Source organism: Frigidibacter oleivorans, assembly GCF_003993775.1.
Lineage (GTDB): Bacteria > Pseudomonadota > Alphaproteobacteria > Rhodobacterales > Rhodobacteraceae > Frigidibacter > Frigidibacter oleivorans.
The window spans coordinates 273,014-289,624 of record NZ_RJRZ01000002.1; the positions used below are offsets into that span (position 1 = coordinate 273,014).

18 protein-coding genes are annotated in these 16,611 nt (G+C 68.8%); 11 read left to right on the forward strand and 7 right to left on the reverse strand.

Translation table 11 applies throughout. From position 1 onward, the window contains the following. Nucleotides 1–2 precede the first annotated feature (2 nt). Nucleotides 3–4,541 carry a glutamate synthase large subunit gene (gene gltB / locus EEY80_RS04355; RefSeq protein ID WP_126975347.1) on the forward strand — a complete coding sequence of 1,513 codons (4,539 nt, stop codon included), beginning with the start codon at nt 3–5 and terminating at the stop codon, nt 4,539–4,541. Nucleotides 4,542–4,584: 43 nt separating this feature from the next. On the opposite strand, the gene EEY80_RS04360 is transcribed toward gltB, so the two are convergent. Next, the gene (locus EEY80_RS04360; protein ID WP_126975348.1) at nt 4,585–4,914 is read right to left on the reverse strand and encodes a DUF4342 domain-containing protein; all 330 of its coding nucleotides are present in this window, start codon (nt 4,912–4,914) and stop codon (nt 4,585–4,587) included. 190 nt (nt 4,915–5,104) lie between these two features. Between EEY80_RS04360 and EEY80_RS04365 the strand changes: the two genes are divergently transcribed. The 3 genes from EEY80_RS04365 to fzlA all read left to right on the forward strand — a co-directional run bounded on the left by EEY80_RS04365 (nt 5,105) and on the right by fzlA (nt 7,144). Next, entirely contained in the window at nt 5,105–5,617 is a 513-nt protein-coding gene (locus EEY80_RS04365) for a DUF1269 domain-containing protein (protein WP_126975349.1), read from the forward strand. Between the two features lie 55 nt (nt 5,618–5,672). Continuing rightward, nucleotides 5,673–6,410, forward strand: a complete 738-nt coding sequence (gene mtgA, locus EEY80_RS04370) for a monofunctional biosynthetic peptidoglycan transglycosylase (protein ID WP_126975350.1) — start codon at nt 5,673–5,675, stop codon at nt 6,408–6,410. Between the two features lie 68 nt (nt 6,411–6,478). Beyond that, nucleotides 6,479–7,144, forward strand: coding sequence for an FtsZ-binding protein FzlA (gene fzlA, locus EEY80_RS04375; RefSeq protein ID WP_126975351.1), 666 nt, complete (start codon nt 6,479–6,481; stop codon nt 7,142–7,144). Nucleotides 7,145–7,156: 12 nt separating this feature from the next. Here the strand turns inward: fzlA and EEY80_RS04380 are convergent, their stop codons facing one another. Next, the gene (locus tag EEY80_RS04380) at nt 7,157–7,624 is read right to left on the reverse strand and encodes a MarR family winged helix-turn-helix transcriptional regulator (RefSeq protein WP_126975352.1); all 468 of its coding nucleotides are present in this window, start codon (nt 7,622–7,624) and stop codon (nt 7,157–7,159) included. Between the two features lie 133 nt (nt 7,625–7,757). Here EEY80_RS04380 and EEY80_RS04385 point away from each other — a divergent pair, with 133 nt between their 5' ends. Both EEY80_RS04385 and EEY80_RS04390 read left to right on the forward strand, forming a co-directional pair. Further along, entirely contained in the window at nt 7,758–8,195 is a 438-nt protein-coding gene (locus tag EEY80_RS04385) for an Ohr family peroxiredoxin (protein WP_126975353.1), read from the forward strand. A 114-nt stretch (nt 8,196–8,309) separates the two neighbouring features. Next, entirely contained in the window at nt 8,310–8,516 is a 207-nt protein-coding gene (locus EEY80_RS04390; protein WP_126975354.1) for a hypothetical protein, read from the forward strand. A 72-nt stretch (nt 8,517–8,588) separates the two neighbouring features. On the opposite strand, the gene EEY80_RS04395 is transcribed toward EEY80_RS04390, so the two are convergent. After that, nucleotides 8,589–9,458, reverse strand: a complete 870-nt coding sequence (locus tag EEY80_RS04395; RefSeq protein ID WP_126975355.1) for a branched-chain amino acid aminotransferase — start codon at nt 9,456–9,458, stop codon at nt 8,589–8,591. Nucleotides 9,459–9,626: 168 nt separating this feature from the next. Between EEY80_RS04395 and EEY80_RS04400 the strand changes: the two genes are divergently transcribed. From EEY80_RS04400 to dxs, 5 genes are all read left to right on the forward strand, one after another. Beyond that, complete coding sequence (locus EEY80_RS04400) at nt 9,627–10,136, forward strand: MarR family winged helix-turn-helix transcriptional regulator (RefSeq protein ID WP_126975356.1); 510 nt, start codon at nt 9,627–9,629, stop codon at nt 10,134–10,136. Nucleotides 10,137–10,187: 51 nt separating this feature from the next. After that, complete coding sequence (locus EEY80_RS04405) at nt 10,188–10,889, forward strand: response regulator (protein ID WP_126975357.1); 702 nt, start codon at nt 10,188–10,190, stop codon at nt 10,887–10,889. A gap of 99 nt (nt 10,890–10,988) precedes the next feature. Further along, nucleotides 10,989–11,225 (forward strand): exodeoxyribonuclease VII small subunit, encoded by a 237-nt coding sequence (locus tag EEY80_RS04410; protein ID WP_126975358.1) that lies wholly within the window; start codon nt 10,989–10,991, stop codon nt 11,223–11,225. A 1-nt stretch (nt 11,226) separates the two neighbouring features. Beyond that, the gene (locus tag EEY80_RS04415; RefSeq protein WP_126975359.1) at nt 11,227–12,093 is read left to right on the forward strand and encodes a polyprenyl synthetase family protein; all 867 of its coding nucleotides are present in this window, start codon (nt 11,227–11,229) and stop codon (nt 12,091–12,093) included. Between the two features lie 19 nt (nt 12,094–12,112). Further along, on the forward strand, nt 12,113–14,050 hold the full coding sequence (gene dxs / locus EEY80_RS04420; protein WP_126975360.1) for a 1-deoxy-D-xylulose-5-phosphate synthase: 1,938 nt from the start codon (nt 12,113–12,115) through the stop codon (nt 14,048–14,050). 13 nt (nt 14,051–14,063) lie between these two features. Here the strand turns inward: dxs and EEY80_RS04425 are convergent, their stop codons facing one another. From EEY80_RS04425 to EEY80_RS04440, 4 genes are all read right to left on the reverse strand, one after another. Beyond that, entirely contained in the window at nt 14,064–14,543 is a 480-nt protein-coding gene (locus tag EEY80_RS04425) for a thioredoxin family protein (RefSeq protein WP_126975361.1), read from the reverse strand. A gap of 19 nt (nt 14,544–14,562) precedes the next feature. Next, nucleotides 14,563–15,273 carry a cytochrome c biogenesis CcdA family protein gene (locus EEY80_RS04430; RefSeq protein ID WP_126975362.1) on the reverse strand — a complete coding sequence of 237 codons (711 nt, stop codon included), beginning with the start codon at nt 15,271–15,273 and terminating at the stop codon, nt 14,563–14,565. 64 nt (nt 15,274–15,337) lie between these two features. Then, on the reverse strand, nt 15,338–16,216 hold the full coding sequence (locus tag EEY80_RS04435) for a DMT family transporter (RefSeq protein WP_126975363.1): 879 nt from the start codon (nt 16,214–16,216) through the stop codon (nt 15,338–15,340). 100 nt (nt 16,217–16,316) lie between these two features. After that, the gene (locus EEY80_RS04440) at nt 16,317–16,604 is read right to left on the reverse strand and encodes an HU family DNA-binding protein (RefSeq protein ID WP_126975364.1); all 288 of its coding nucleotides are present in this window, start codon (nt 16,602–16,604) and stop codon (nt 16,317–16,319) included. Between the last annotated feature and the right edge of the window lie 7 nt (nt 16,605–16,611).

Genomic DNA, 16,611 nt, shown 5'->3' on the forward strand with positions numbered 1-16,611 from the left:
CCATGACGCAATACGATGAAGCCTGGGTTGCCGCCGAGGAAGCCAAGCGCAAGTGGATGGACGAACATTCGCTGTACCGCGCCGATGACGAACACGCCTCCTGCGGGGTCGGGCTGGTCGTGTCCATCGACGGCAAGCCGTCGCGGCAGGTGGTTCAGAACGGGATCGAGGCGCTGAAGGCCGTCTGGCACCGGGGCGCGGTCGATGCCGACGGCAAGACCGGCGACGGCGCGGGCATCCATGTGCAGATCCCGGTTCCCTTCTTCTATGACCAGGTGCGCCGCACCGGCCATGAACCCGACCGGACCAAGCTGATCGCCGTGGGCCAGGTCTTCCTGCCGCGCACCGATTTCAGCGCGCAGGAACGCTGTCGGACCATCGTCGAGACCGAAGTGCTGCGCATGGGCCATTACATCTATGGCTGGCGCCACGTCCCGGTGAACACCGATGTCCTGGGCGAGAAGGCCAACGCCACCCGCCCCGAGATCGAGCAGATCCTGATCCGCTGCGAGAAGGACATCGACGAGGAAACCTTCGAGCGCGAGCTCTACATCATCCGCCGCCGGATCGAGAAGGCGGCCGTCGCCGCGCAGATCGCGGGGCTCTACCTCTGTTCGCTGTCCTGCCGGTCGATCATCTACAAGGGGATGATGCTGGCCGAGGCGGTGTCGGTCTTCTATCCCGACCTGCAGGACGCGCGGTTCGAAAGCGCCTTCGCCATCTATCACCAGCGCTATTCGACCAACACCTTCCCGCAATGGTGGCTGGCCCAGCCCTTCCGCATGCTGGCCCATAACGGCGAGATCAACACGATCCGCGGCAACATCAACTGGATGAAAAGCCACGAGATCCGCATGGCCTCGTCCACCTTCGGCGAGGCGGCCGAGGACATCAAGCCGATCATCCCCGCCGGTACCTCGGATTCGGGCGCGCTGGACGCGGTGTTCGAGGTGATGGTGCGTTCGGGCCGGTCGGCGCCGATGACCAAGACGATGATGGTCCCCGAGGCCTGGTCGAAATCGACCGGCGAGATGCCGAAGGCCTGGGCCGACATGTATGCCTATTGCAACGCGGTGATGGAGCCGTGGGACGGCCCTGCCGCGCTGGCGATGACGGATGGCCGCTGGGTCTGCGGCGGGCTCGACCGCAACGGCCTGCGCCCGCTGCGCTATGTCGTCACCGGCGACGGGCTGCTGATCGCGGGGTCCGAGGCGGGGATGGTCCCGGTCGACGAGACCCGCGTGAAGGAAAAGGGCGCGCTCGGCCCCGGTCAGATGATCGCCGTCGACATGCGCGACGGGCGGCTCTACCACGATGTCGAGATCAAGAACCGGCTCGCCAACAGCCAGCCCTTCGGCGAGTGGATCGAGAAGGTCACCGACCTGAACGCCCTGATGAAGGACGTACCGGAAACCCGCGTCTTCGAGGGGCCGGACCTGCGCAAGCGCCAGATCGCCGCCGGCTACACGCTGGAGGAACTGGAGCAGGTGCTGGCGCCGATGGCCGAGGACGGCAAGGAGATGATCGCCTCGATGGGCGACGACACGCCGCCCGCGGTGCTGTCCAGCGTCTATCGTCCGCTGTCGCATTTCTTCCGCCAGAACTTCAGCCAGGTCACCAACCCGCCCATCGACTCGCTGCGCGAAAGCCGGGTGATGAGCCTGAAGACGCGCTTCGGCAACCTGAAGAACGTACTGGACGAAAACAGCAGCCAGACCGAGATCCTCGTGCTGGAAAGCCCGTTCATCGCCAATGCCGAATTCGACGAGATGGTGCGCCAGTTCGGCGAAAGCGTGGCGATCATCGACTGCACCTTCCCCGAAGGCGCGGGCCAGGATGCGCTGCGGCAGGAACTGGAGCGGATCCGGAACGAGGCCGAGGATGCCGTGCGGTCCGGCGCCAGCCATCTGGTGCTGACCGATCAGCATCAGGGCCCGGAGCGGGTGGCGATGCCGATGATCCTTGCCACCAGCGCGGTGCACAGCTGGCTGACGCGCAAGGGGCTGCGCACCTTCTGTTCGGTCAATGTCCGGGCGGCGGAATGCATCGATCCGCATTACTTCGCGGTGCTGATCGGCTGCGGCGCCACCACGGTGAACCCCTACCTCGCGCAGGATTCAATCGCAGACCGCATCGACCGCGGCCTGATCGAGGGCAGCCTGATCGACGCCATGCGCCGCTATCGCGACGCGGTGGATGCGGGCCTGCTGAAGATCATGGCGAAGATGGGCATCTCCGTCATCTCGTCCTATCGCGGCGGCCTGAACTTCGAGGCGGTGGGCCTGTCCCGCGCCATGGTGGCGGAATATTTCCCCGGCATGCACAGCCGCATTTCCGGCATCGGCCTGCACGGCATCCAGCACAAGCTGGAAGAGGTGCATGCCCGCGGCTGGCGGAACAATGCGGACGTGCTGCCCATCGGCGGCTTCTACAAGGCGCGCCGGTCGGGCGAGAAGCACGCCTGGGAAGCGCAGACCATGCACATGCTGCAGGCGGCCTGCGACCGGGCCAGCTATGACCTGTGGAAGCAGTATTCCGCGGCGATGCGGGCCAACCCGCCGATCCATCTGCGCGACCTGCTGGACATCAAGCCCATCGGCAAGGCGGTGCCGATCGAGGAGGTGGAATCCATCACCTCGATCCGCAAGCGGTTCGTGACACCGGGCATGTCGCTGGGGGCGCTGTCGCCCGAGGCGCACAAGACCCTGAACGTCGCGATGAACCGCATCGGCGCCAAGTCCGACAGCGGCGAGGGCGGCGAGGATCCGGCGCATTTCGTGCCGGAACCGAATGGCGACAACCCGTCCGCCAAGATCAAGCAGGTGGCCTCGGGCCGGTTCGGCGTGACCGCCGAATACCTGAACGCCTGCGAGGAGCTGGAAATCAAGGTCGCGCAGGGCGCCAAGCCCGGCGAGGGCGGGCAGTTGCCGGGGATGAAGGTCACGGCGCTGATCGCGCGGCTGCGCCATTCGACGCCGGGCGTCACGCTGATCTCGCCGCCGCCGCATCACGACATCTATTCGATCGAAGACCTCGCGCAGCTGATCTACGACCTGAAGCAGATCAACCCGCGCGCCAAGGTCACGGTGAAGCTGGTGTCGGCCTCGGGCGTGGGCACCATCGCGGCGGGCGTGGCGAAGGCCAAGGCCGACGTGATCCTCGTGTCCGGCCATAACGGCGGCACGGGCGCCTCGCCCGGCACCTCGATCAAATATGCGGGCCTGCCCTGGGAAATGGGCCTGACCGAGGCGCATCAGGTCCTGGCGATGAACCGGCTGCGCGAACGGGTGACGCTGCGCACCGATGGCGGGCTGCGCACCGGGCGCGACATCGTCATCGCGGCGATGATGGGGGCCGAGGAATACGGCATCGGCACCGCCGCGCTGATCGCCATGGGCTGCATCATGGTGCGCCAGTGCCAGTCGAACACCTGCCCGGTGGGCGTCTGCACGCAGGACGACCGGCTGCGGGCCAAGTTCACCGGCAATGCCGACAAGGTGGTGAACCTGATCACCTTCTATGCGCAGGAGGTGCGCGAGATCCTCGCCTCCATCGGCGCGCGGTCGCTGGACGAAATCATCGGCCGGGCCGACCTGCTGACCCAGGTCAGCCGGGGGGCCGCGCATCTGGACGATCTGGACCTGAACCCGCTGCTGATCACCGTCGATGGTTTCGACAAGATCGTCTACGACCGGTCGAAGCCGCGGAACTTCGTGCCCGACACGCTGGACGCGGAAATCGTCAAGGACGGCGCAAGGTTCTTCGAGGATGGCGAGAAAATGCAGTTGTCCTACGCGGTGCGGAACACCCACCGCACCATCGGCACCCGCGCCTCCAGCCATATCGTGCAGAACTTCGGGATGCGGAACGCGCTGCAGCCCGATCATCTGACGGTGAAGCTGGCGGGGTCCTGCGGGCAGTCGCTGGGCGCCTTCGCCGCGCCGGGCCTGAAGATCGAGGTTCAGGGCGATGCCAACGACTATGTCGGCAAGGGCCTGTCGGGCGGCACCATCGTGGTGCGCCCGCCGATGTCCTCGCCGCTGACGGCGTCGGAGAACACCATCATCGGCAACACCGTGCTCTATGGTGCCACGGACGGCCATCTGTTCGCGGCGGGCCGGGCGGGCGAACGCTTCGGTGTGCGCAACTCGGGCGCGAAGGTGGTGATCGAGGGCTGCGGCACCAATGGCTGCGAATACATGACCGGCGGCGTGGCGGTGATCCTTGGCCGCATCGGCGCGAATTTCGGCGCCGGGATGACCGGGGGCATGGCCTATATCCACGACCCGGACGGCACGGCCGAGGACATGATGAACCTCGAAAGCCTCGTTACCTGCGCGGTCAGCCATCCGCATTGGGAGGCGCAGCTGAAGGGCCTGATCGAACGCCACGCGCGCGAGACCGGCAGCCTGAAGGCGCAGGCGATCCTGCAGAACTGGGTCGAGGAACGGGCGAACTTCATCCAGGTCTGCCCGAAGGAGATGCTGGTGCACCTGCCTCATCCGCTGTCGGACGAACCGCAGGCGGTGCCGGCGGAATGACATGACGGGCCGGCCGGCGATGTCCGGCCGACCCGCCGGTGGGTCAGGCGTTTTCGCCGGTCGCGGCGGCTTCGGCGGCCGGCGTCTCTGCCGGGGCCGCCTCCGGCTCGCGCTCCACCTCGATCTTCACCCGCGCGACCAGCGCCGCGATGACGCCGATGGCCGCCAGCCACGGCGCGCCAAGCGCCACCACCCCGCCCGCAAGCAGCCCGACATTGACGGGCAGTTCGAGGCTGAAGTCATCCTCGGTGCGGATGCGCAGCTTGCGCACGCGGCCCTCGGCGATCAGGTGCTTGACCTTGTCGATCAGCTGGCTGCCGCCGACCTCGATTTCCTCGACGATCGTGCGGTCTTTCTTGTCGGTCTCGGACATGACGTCTCTCCGCAGGCCCGGGACGGGCCGGACAGCATGCTGCGCGCGAATCGGCCCGGCTGCCTTGTGCCAGATCAACGGGCGGCTGCGGCGGCGCCGCCCTCCCCGTCACGGAACCGACACAGGCTTCGCGCGATGGTTCGCCAGACCCCGAAACCGAACCCCGAACCCCGAACCCGGAGACAGTTCCATGTCCGACCTGCTGGTGGTGGCCTTCGACGACGATACGACGGCCTTCGAGATGCGCGCGGCGCTGGCGCGGCTGCAGCGCGAATACCTGATCGAGATGGAGGATGTCGTGGTCGTCACCCGCGACGATGATGGCAAGGTCCGGCTGCATCAGGCGGTGAACCTCGCCGCGGCAGGCGCGGTCGGCGGATCGCTGTGGGGGATGCTGATCGGGCTGATCTTCCTCAACCCCCTTCTGGGCGCGGCAGTGGGCGCCGGGGCCGGGGCGATTTCCGGCGCCGTCACCGATACCGGCATCGACGACGGCTTCATGAAGGAAATCGGCGAGAAGCTGCGCCCCGGCGGATCGGCGCTGTGCGTGCTGGCGCGGCGGCTGTCGGGTGACAAGCTGCTGGCCCGGCTCGAAGAATTCCGCGCGCGCGGCCATGTGCTGCAGACCTCGCTGTCGGATGAGGACGAGACGCGGCTGCGCGCCCTGATCGAGCGGCAATCGGTGGCGGTGCCCGAGGCCTGACGCCTGCGGGCGCCCCGGTCTTGACCCGCCGGGGCGGGCATGAGTTAAGCGGCGCATGGCCCGGAAACCTGCGACATCGTCCCGCGCGAAGGCGTCCCGCGCGACGGCTGCCCCCGCGCCGCGCCGGTCGCGCGGCTGGCTGCGGCTGGCCGGGCTGTGGGCGGGGCGCGCGGCGCTGGCCCTGCTGGCGTTGATCGTGGCGCTGACCGTGATCAATCCCATCCGCACGCCCTACATGATCGCGGAACGGATGCGGATCGGCCCGCTTTCCGTCGACTGGGTCGATGCGGACCGGATCGCGCCGGTGATGCTGCGCGCGGCGGTGGCGGCGGAGGATGCGAATTTCTGCCTGCACTGGGGCTTCGACATGGCGGCGATCCGCGACGCGCTGGACCGGGGCGCGCAGCGCGGCGCCTCGACCATCAGTCAGCAGGTGGTGAAGAACGTCTTCCTGTGGCAGGGGCGCAGCTGGCCGCGCAAGGCGGCGGAGGCCCTGCTGACCCCGGTGGTCGAACTGGTCTGGACCAAGCGGCGGCTGCTGGAGATCTACCTGAACGTGGCCGAGATGGGCGAAGGCATCTTCGGGGTCGAGGCGGCGGCACAGCACTATTTCGGCGTGCCGGCGTCGGAGCTGACGCCGATGCAGGCGGCCCGGATCGCGGCGGTGCTGCCCAATCCCAAGGAACGCAACCCCGCCGACCTGCCCGGCAGCCTGCTGCGCCGGGCCGAGGCCATCGTCGACGGCGCGGGGACCATCAAGGTCGATGGCCGCGCCGCCTGTTTCGAGGGCTAGGGACCGCCCGGGTTGAACAGGACCCGGCCTTGGGTCTACACCCGACAGGCCGCAACCCGGGAGCCACCATGGTCCGTCTCTACCACGTCGCCCTGTCGCCCTTTTGCCGGAAGGTGCGCCTGACGCTGGCCGAGAAGAAGATCGAGGTCGAGCTGGTCGAAGAGCGGTACTGGGAGCAGAGCCCCGATTTCCTGCGCCGCAACCCGGCCGGCAAGGTGCCGGTGATGCGGTGGGACAGCCGCACGCTCAGCGAAAGCCAGGCGATCTGCGAATGGCTGGAAGAGACGGTGCCCCAGCCGCCGCTGTTTCCGCGCGATGCCGACGGCCGCTACGAGGTGCGCCGCCTCTGCGCCTGGTTCGACGACAAGTTCCACGAGGATGTGACGTCGAAGCTGCTGTATGAACGGGTGAACAAGAAGGTCATGGGCCTCGGCTATCCGGACTCGAAGAACGTCAAGTTCGGCGCGACCCGGATCAAGTATCACCTCGACTACATGGCCTGGCTGCTGGATCAGCGGCGCTGGCTGGCGGGCGACCAGATGACGCTGGCCGATTTCGCCGCCGCCGCGCATCTGAGCTGTCTCGACTACATCTCGGACGTGGACTGGAACCGGCAGCCGGCGGTGCGGGAATGGTATGCGAAGATCAAGTCGCGGCCCTCGTTTCGCGCGATCCTTGCCGATCAGGTGCCGGGCTTCCCGCCGCCCGCGCACTACGCCGATCTGGACTTCTAGGACGCGGGACCTTCAGAACGCGGCGTCCGGTTCCGGATCGCAGCGCCCGCGCAGCCGGTCGCGCAACAGCGTGATCCGGGCCTGCAGCGATGTCAGTTCCTCGACGCTGAGCCCGGTCTTGCTGACCACGCAATCGACGAACTCGCCGGCCCGTGCCTGAAAATCGCGCCCGGCGCCGGTCAGCCGCAGCCGCACCTGCCGTTCGTCGGCCGCGTCGCGCGTCCGCACCACCAGCCCCATCGCCTCCATCCGCTTCAGCAGCGGGGTCAGCGTGTTGCTGTCGAGTTGCAGCTTCTGGCCGATCTGGCTGACGGTGCGGTCATCCTCGTCCCACAGCGTCACCAGCACCAGATACTGCGGGAAGGTGATCCCCATGTCGTTGAGGATCGGTTTATACGCCTGCTGAATAGTTCGGCTTGCGCTATACAGCGCGAAGCATAACTGTCGCTCTAGGGGAATGTGCGCGTCGTGCTCGTCCATGACGTGTCCTTACTTGACGTCATTCCGCCGAACAATCAGCGTTCGGCATTTTAGACCGAAACCGAAAGAGGCTTTCTGCGTTCCAGCATCGCCGCGCCCGACAAGATCGTGCGCGATGGTTTTGAGGGAAGTTATGGCAGTTACAATACTCTACACGACGCAGGCCACCGCGACGGGAGGCGGACAGAGTGGTCACGTGTCGACGGGGGATGGCGCGATTGACGTCGCGTTCGGCGTGCCGCGCGAACTGGGGGGGAACGGGCGCGGCAACAATCCGGAACAATTCTTCGCCGCGGCCTTCGCGACCTGCTTTCTGGGCGCGATGCGTTATGTCGTGGCACAGGACCGGCTGGACCCGATCGCGCCGGAGGCGGCGGTGACGGCAACCGTGGGCATCGGCCCGCGCGATGACGGCGGCTTCGGACTGGCACTGGCGCTGGACGTGCTGTTGCCGGGCTATAGCGAGGAATCGGCCAGAAAGCTGTTCGAGCGCTCGCATTTCTACTGCCCCTACACCAACGCGGTGGCGGGCAATGTCGCGGTCGAGACGCGGCTGATCGGCCATGCCTGACGCCCGGTGGCGGCGCGCCGGGCCGGGCCTGCGGCGGGTCGCGGCGGAAACATCTGCCCGACTCGGGTGTTGCTGTGTCACTCTGTCCAAGTTTCGTGGAAGGAGGATCCAGAGATGACACGCCATATCGCGGACAAGCAGAAGGCTGCCACCAGCGCGCGCCTGCGCCGGTTCCTGCAGCTTGAACGGACCCATCGGGACGAGGGCGACCATCCCGCCGCCCGGGCGCTGACGCGCCGGCCGCGGAAGGGGTCCGCCCCCTCGGGCAGCCTTGCCCGGCTGAAACAGTATCTTCGCATCGAACGCGGCCACGACGCCTGAGCGTCGGACAGGCCGCACCCGGCACGTGTCAGGGCCGCGGCATCCGCCGCGGCCCTTGCCGTTGCGGCGCGGTCAGGCGCGGACCAGCGCCTCGTATTCGGTGGCGATGTCGCGGGTCAGGGCGCCGACCTCGAACCGGTAGTCGCCGATCTGGCCCACCGGCGTCACCTCGGCGGCGGTGCCGGTCAGCCAGCACTGCTCGAAGCCTTCCAGTTCCGACGGCTCGATATGCCGTTCGTGCACGGTGATGCCCTTGGCACGCAGCATGCCGATCACCGTCTGGCGGGTGATGCCGTTCAGGATGCAGTCCGGCAGCGGTGTATGCACCTCGCCACCCTTGACGAAGAAGATGTTGGCCCCCGTCGCCTCGGCCACATAGCCGCGATAGTCGAAGAACAGTGCGTCGGAACAGCCCTTGGCCTGTGCCGAGTGCTTGGCCATCGTGCAGATCATGTAGAGCCCCGCCGCCTTGGCCGCGGTCGGGATCGTTTCGGGCGAGGGACGCTTCCACTTCGCGATGTCGAGCTTCGCGCCCTTCATCTTCGCGTCGCCGTAATAGGCGCCCCAAGACCAGACCGCGATGGCCAGCCGCACAGGGTTGCCGATGGCCGACACGCCCATCTCGTCACCGGCACCGCGGAAGGCCACGGCGCGCACATAGGCGTCGGTCAGGCCGTTGGCGGCCAGCACCGCCTCTTTCGCCGCGTCGATCTGTTCGACGGTATAGGGAATCGGCATATCCAGCAGCTCGCCCGATTTCAGCAGCCGCTGCGAATGTTCGGTCGATTTGAAGATCTTGCCGTTATAGCAGCGCTCGCCCTCGAACACGCTCGACGCGTAGTGCAGCGCATGGGTCAGGATATGGACCTGCGCCCCGCGCCACTCGACCATCTGGCCATCCATCCAGATCTTGCCGTCGCGGTCCTCATAGGATCCAGCCATCTCCACCTCCTCGCAGCCCCTGCTGCATTTGCGAATGTTGCGCTCCTAACGTCCGAAGCGGACATATTCTTTCGTTTGCGCGGCCTCGGGCTATCAATTGATTCTTGGAAAGTCAACAAGGCTGACGTAAATAGGGGCCGATCGAAGGCAAAGGTGATCGGGGGGACCATGACCCAGGGCGCACGCGCGCGGGACGGGGGCGAAAGCCTGCTGTTCCTGACGGACGAGCAGCTGCGGAAGGGGATCGAAGCGATGTTCTTCGCCTATCGCGGCTTTACCGCCGATCCCGACCGCATTCTCGAGGCGCGGGGTTATGGCCGGGCGCATCACCGCGCGATCCACTTCATCCACCGCGCCCCGGGGCAGACCGTGACCACGCTTCTGGGGGTGCTGGGCGTGACCAAGCAGAGCCTGAACCGTGTGCTGCGCTCGCTGATCGACGACGGGCTGGTCGAAAGCCGCGTGGGCCGCAAGGACAAGCGCGAACGCCACCTGTTCCTGACCCCGGCGGGGGACGAGCTGGAACGCGAACTGTCGGACGCGCAGCGCCGCCGGATGCGGGCGGCCTATCGCAATGCCGGCCCGCAGGCGGTGGCCGGCTTCCGGCAGGTGCTCGAGGCGATGATGGACCCGGACCTGCGGCGGTATTATCAGTCGATGAAGGACGGTGGCTCCTGACCGCGGGCCGTGGCCCGGCGGAGGCGCCAGACGAGGACGGAGGGGCAGGCAATGACCGCGGACACGCATCTGCTGATCGTCGATGACGACGAACGCATCCGCAGCCTGCTGCAGAAGTTCCTCGTGCGGCAGGGTTTTCTGGTGACCGGCGCCCGCGATGCCGCCCATGCGCGGCGGCTGCTGGCGGGGCTCGATTTCGACATGGGCATCTTCGACGTGATGATGCCGGGCGAGGACGGGATCAGCCTGACCCGCGACCTGCGGCGGCAGGCGTCGATGCCGATCCTGCTGCTGACCGCGAAGGGCGAGACGGCGGAACGCATCGAGGGGCTGGAGGCGGGGGCGGACGACTATCTGCCGAAACCCTTCGAGCCGCGGGAGCTGTTGCTGCGGATCAACGCCATCCTGCGCCGCACCCCGCCGCCGGCCGAGAACGGGCCGAAATTCATCCATCTCGGCCCCGTGCGCTATGACATCGACCGGGGCGAGCTGTGGCGCGGCGACAGCCCGGTGCGGCTGACCGCCACCGAATCCGCGCTGATGCGGATCTTCGCCGGCCGCCCGGGCGAGCCGGTGTCGCGGCAGGTTCTGGTCGAGGAACTGGGCCGCGACAAGGGCGGCGCCGAGGCCACGCAGGAACGCGCCGTCGACGTGCAGATCACCCGCCTGCGCCGCAAGATCGAGGGCGATCCGAAGGAACCGCGCTATCTGCAGACGGTCCGCGGTGCGGGCTACATGCTGATGCCGGAATAGCGGCCCGGGGCGGGCGGCAGCGGGTTGCCAAGCCGCCGCCCCGGGGTGGCCGCTCAGGCGCGGGGCCGCTATATCGGTGCCCAAGGCAAGGAGGCGCGGATGGACGACATCAAGGCGATGAGCTTCGAGACGGCGATGAAAGAGCTCGAGGCGGTGGTGGGCAAGCTGGAAAAGGGCGACGTGCCGCTGGAGGAATCGATCGGCCTTTACGAACGCGGGGCGGCCCTGCGCGCCCATTGCGACGACAAGCTGCGCGCCGCCGAGGAAAAGGTGGCGAAGATCGCGCTGGGCCCCGATGGCCAGCCCTCGGGCCTGACGCCGGTGGACGGGCTCTGACATGTTCGACAAGGTGCTGGCGGCGCATGCCACGGCGATCGGCGCCGCGCTGACCGCCGCGCTGGCCACGCGCGGCGACGAGCCGGTGGTGCAGGCGATGCGCTATGCGGTGGCGGGCGGCAAGCGGCTGCGCGGCTTTCTGGTGCTGGAAGGCGCGGCGCTGCACGGGATCGGGTCCGGCCGCGCGATGCCGGCCGCGGCGGCGGTCGAGGCGCTGCATGCCTACAGCCTTGTCCATGACGACCTGCCCTGCATGGACGATGACGACCTGCGCCGCGGCCAGCCGACCGTGCATGTCAAATGGGACGAGGCGGTGGCGGTGCTGGCCGGCGACGCGCTGCAGACGCTGGCCTTCGAGCTGTGCTGCGACCCCGCGCTCGGCCCGGCAGAGCGGCGGGTGGCGCTGGTGGCGGCGCTGGCGCGCGCCTCGGGTGCCGAAGGGATGGTGCTGGGCCAGGCGCTGGACATCGCCGCCGAATCCGCCCCGGCACCGCTGACCCTGCCGCAGATCGAACGGCTGCAGGCGGGCAAGACCGGGGCGCTGATCGGCTTTGCCGCGCAGGCGGGGCCGATCCTGGCCGGGGCGGACCCCGCGCCGCTGGCGGACTATGCCCGGGCCTTGGGCCTTGCCTTCCAGATCGCGGACGACATCCTCGATGTCGAGGGCGACCCTGCGGCGGCGGGCAAGCGGCTGAACAAGGATGCGGGCGCCGGCAAGGCCACCTTCGTGTCGCTGCTGGGGCTCGATGGCGCCAAGGCCCGCGCCGCCGCACTGGTTGCCGAGGCCGAGGCGGCGCTGGACCCCTACGGTGCGGCGGCGGGAACCTTGCGCGACGCGGCGCGCTTCGCTATCGCCCGGCGCAACTGACCGGAAGGAAAGGGCAGCGATGAGCGACCGTCCCGACACCCGCCCCGACACGCGCCCGGCCACCCCGCTGCTGGACCGGGTGCACCAGCCCGCCGACCTGAAGGCGCTGTCGCAGCGCGAGCTGCGCCAGCTGGCCGACGAGCTGCGGGCCGAAACGATCGACGCGGTGTCGGTGACCGGCGGCCATCTGGGCGCGGGTCTGGGCGTGGTCGAACTGACCGTGGCGATCCATGCCGTCTTCGACACGCCGCGCGACAAGCTGATCTGGGATGTGGGTCACCAGTGCTATCCCCACAAGATCCTGACCGGGCGGCGCGAGCGCATCCGCAGCCTGCGACAGAAGGGCGGGCTTTCGGGCTTCACCAAGCGCAGCGAAAGCCCCTATGACCCCTTCGGCGCCGCCCACAGCTCGACCTCGATCTCGGCCGCGCTCGGCTTTGCCGCGGCGCGCGATCTGGGGGGCGATCCGGGCGACGCCATCGCGGTGATCGGCGATGGCGCGATGAGCGCGGGCATGGCCTTCGAGGCGATGAACAATGCCGGCCATCTGGACAAGCGGCTGTTCGTGATCCTGAACGACAACGAGATGTCGATCGCGCCGCCGGTGGGGGCGCTGTCGGCCTATCTGACCCGGCTTTATGCCAAGGGGCCGTTCCAGGAACTGAAAGCCGCGGCCAAGGGTGCCGTCAGCCTGCTGCCGCCGCCGCTGCAGGAAGGCGCCAAGCGCGCCAAGGAAATGCTGAAGGGCCTCGCCGTCGGCGGGACGCTGTTCGAGGAACTGGGCTTCACCTATATCGGCCCGGTGGACGGCCATGACCTCGACCAGCTGGTGCCGCTGTTGCGCGCGGTGCGGACGCGGGCGACGGGGCCGGTGCTGATCCATGCGATCACCCGCAAGGGCAAGGGCTATGCCCCCGCCGAACGCGCCGCCGACAAGGGCCATGCCACGGCGAAATTCGACGTGGTCACCGGCGCGCAGGTCAAGGCGCCGTCGAACGCGCCGAGCTACACCAAGGTCTTCGCGCAGGCACTGGTCCGCGCGGCAGAGGCCGACCCGAAGATCGTGGCGGTCACCGCCGCGATGCCCGACGGGACGGGGCTGAACCTCTTCGCCGAACGCTTTCCGCGCCGCTGCTTCGACGTGGGAATCGCCGAACAGCATGGCGTCACCTTCGCCGCGGGGCTGGCGGCGGGCGGGATGAAGCCCTTCTGCGCGATCTATTCCACCTTCCTGCAGCGCGGCTACGATCAGGTCGTGCATGACGTGGCGATCCAGCGGCTGCCGGTGCGCTTTGCCATCGATCGGGCGGGTCTGGTGGGCGCCGATGGCGCGACCCATGCCGGCAGCTTCGACGTGGCCTTCCTGTCGAACCTGCCGGGCTTCGTGGTCATGGCCGCCGCCGACGAGGCAGAGCTGGTGCATATGGTTGCCACTGCCGCCGCGCATGACGAGGGTCCCATCGCCTTCCGCTATCCGCGGGGCGAGGGCACGGGGGTCGAGATGCCGGAACAGGGCGTCCCGCTGGAGATCGGGCGCGGCCGCATCGTGGCCGAGGGCGGACGCGTGGCGATCCTGTCCTTCGGCACCCGTCTGGCCGAGGTGATGCGCGCGCGCGAGGCGCTGGCGGTGCGCGGCCTTGCCCCCACCGTCGCCGACGCTCGCTTCGCCAAGCCCCTGGACCGCGAGCTGATCCTGCGGCTGGCGCGCGAGCACGAGGCGCTGATCTGTGTCGAGGAAGGCGCGGTCGGCGGTTTCGGCAGCCATGTCGCGCAGCTGCTGGCCGAAGAGGGCGTCTTCGACCGCGGCCTGACCTTCCGCAGCATGGTCCTGCCCGACATCTTCATCGACCAGATGTCGCCCGAGGACATGTATGCCGTTGCCGGCATGAACGCCCCGCAGATCGAGGCCAAGGTGCTGGAGGTTCTGGGCGTGGCGGTGGCGACCCGCCGCGCCTGATCCTGCGCCCGCCTCAGGCGGCGGCGGCCTGCAGGCCCCGGTCCAGCATCGCGCGGATGTCCTTCTCGGACGTGCCCGCGACGATGCGGAACAGCTCGCGGTCGCCCTGCAGCAGCAGCAGGGTCGAGCGGCGCGGCACGTCGCGGCCGGTCGTCACCGGATCGCGCTTCCACTGGTCCCAGTCCACGTTCACGAAGGCGATGCGCTCCGCATATTCGGGGTTCTCGGCCAGCAGCCGGGCGATCACCCGTTCCTGCGCGGCGCAGGTGGTGCACCAGCTGGCCTTGTAGTCGACGAAGACGACGCGCCCCTCGGCCAGCAGGCTGTCGATCAGGCCTGGGGTGTAGTCCATCGGCGCCGCGGCGCTGGCGCTGGCGGCCGGGGTTTCCGCGCGCGCCTTCGTCGGGCCGAGCGTCGCGGGCAGCGGCGCCACCAGCGAGACGGCGGTCAGGACGGCGATCAGTTCGGGTCGAAGGCGACGGGGGCGGGTCATGGCGGTTCCTTTCGCGGGGTCAGATCGAAACGGACAGGTCCTGCAGCCAGGGCGGCAGGTAGCGGACGGCCAGCATCTCGAGCCCGCGCAGCGCGCCGGTCAGGGTGGCAAGGCCGATGATCAGGAAGGCGGCGCCGAGGATCGGGCGCGACCGGACGGCGAGCGCCCGCAGCGCCGCGCGCCGGCGCAGCAGCGCGGCGCGGGCGCCATAGGCGAAGGCCAGCATCAGCGCCGATACCCCGGCGGCGAAAGCCAGCATCACCGCCCCGGCGCGCAGCAGGTTCTCGCCCTGGCTCGCCAGCGCGATGGCGCCGCCAAGGGTGGGGCCGATGCAGGGGCTCCATGCCAGGCCGAGGAAGGCGCCGCCGAGCGCGAGGCCCGCCGGGCCGCGATCCAGCCGGTCGATCCCGGCATCGGCGCGGGCGGCGATGCCGGCGGTGGCGGTGGCGAAGCCGGTGGAAAAGGACGGCACCAGCAGCACCGCGCCGAAGGCCATCATCAGCAGCGCGCCGGCCTGCACCATCCGCTCCTCGTCGAGCCCCAGGCTCTGGCCCGCCGCGGCCACCAGCAGGCCCGCCGCGACGAACGAGGCGCTCATCCCCGCCATCAGCGCGACGGGGCCCCAGCGATGCGCCTGCGCCGCCGAGGCCAGCACCAGCGGCAGCACCGGCAGCACGCAGGGATTGATCAGCGTCAGCAGGCCCGCCGCGAAAGCAAGGATCAGGTCCAAGGTCGCCCCCGATTGTTCCTTGGTCTCTACGGGCGGCGGGCGGGGGCGGTTACGCCGCCGCCGATCACGAACGCGTCATCTGCACCGCACGCGACCGCTGCACGGCAAGGATACCGGCCGCGATCACCGCGACGCCCAGCACATCCACCCAGCCCAGCCCCTCGCCCAGCAGGGCCGCTGCCACCGCCACACCGAAGAACGGGTTGAGGAAATGGAAGGTCGCGGCCTTCAGCGCGCCGATCCGGCCCACCAGCAGGAACCAGACCCAGGTGGCCAGCAGCCCCGGCACGAAGCAGGTATAGAGGAAGGCCATCACCAGTCGGGGGGTGAAGGTCACATGCGGCGGTTCCACCGCCACCGCCACCAGCCCGAGCGCGGCGGACCCCACCAGCATCTGCAGCCCCACCACCATCATCACCCGGTTGCCCGAGGCGGTGCCCCGCATCGACAGGGTGGCCACCGTCAGCGCCACCGCACCCAGGATGCAGAAGGCCACGCCCAGGGGATCGGCCCCGCCCGACAGCCGCGATCCCATGATCAGCGCCACGCCGGCCATGCCGGCGACCAGCCCCGCCACGCCGCCGCGGGTCATCCGGTCGCCGAAGACCAGCCATCCGGCCAGCGCCACCATCAGCGGCATCGACGAGGCGATGATCGAGGCCAGCGACGCCTCGATCCATTGCATCGCCACAAAATAGAGGCCGAGGTACAGCGCGTTCTGGCAAAGGCCGAAGATGACGACCGTGCGCCATTCGCCCCGGGTCAGCCGCCAGTCCTGCCCCATGATCCGGGCGAGGACGACCCCCGCCACGCCCGAGACGAGGAAGCGCAGCGCCAGCGCATGCATCGGCGCGGCATCGGCCACGATCATCCGGGCCGAGGTGAAGGCCGAGGACCACATGAAGGCGAAGGCGAGGCCCATCAGGACGGCGCGCAGGTCCATGGCAGACTCCGATCGGGGCGCGACACACGAGAAGGGGGCCGCCCCCGCACGGAGCCGGCCCCCTGAAACACCGGCGGACCAGCCGCCGGGCGGAACGGGATCAGCCGTTCACGACGTCCTTCAGCGACTTCGCGATGGTGACCTTCACCACCTTGTCGGCGGCCTTGGTCATGGTCTCGCCCGTGGCCGGGTTGCGGACCTGACGTTCGGGACGCTCGCGGCAGGTAACCTTGCCGATGCCCGGAATGGTCACGGCGCCGCCATCGGCGACGGCCTTCGACACGACGGCCGCCAGCGCATCCAGAGCCGCAGTCGCGGTCTTCTTGTCGGCGCTCATCTCGTCGGCCAGCTGCTTGACCAGTTCGGTCTTGGTCATCGGTTTGGACATGTTCATC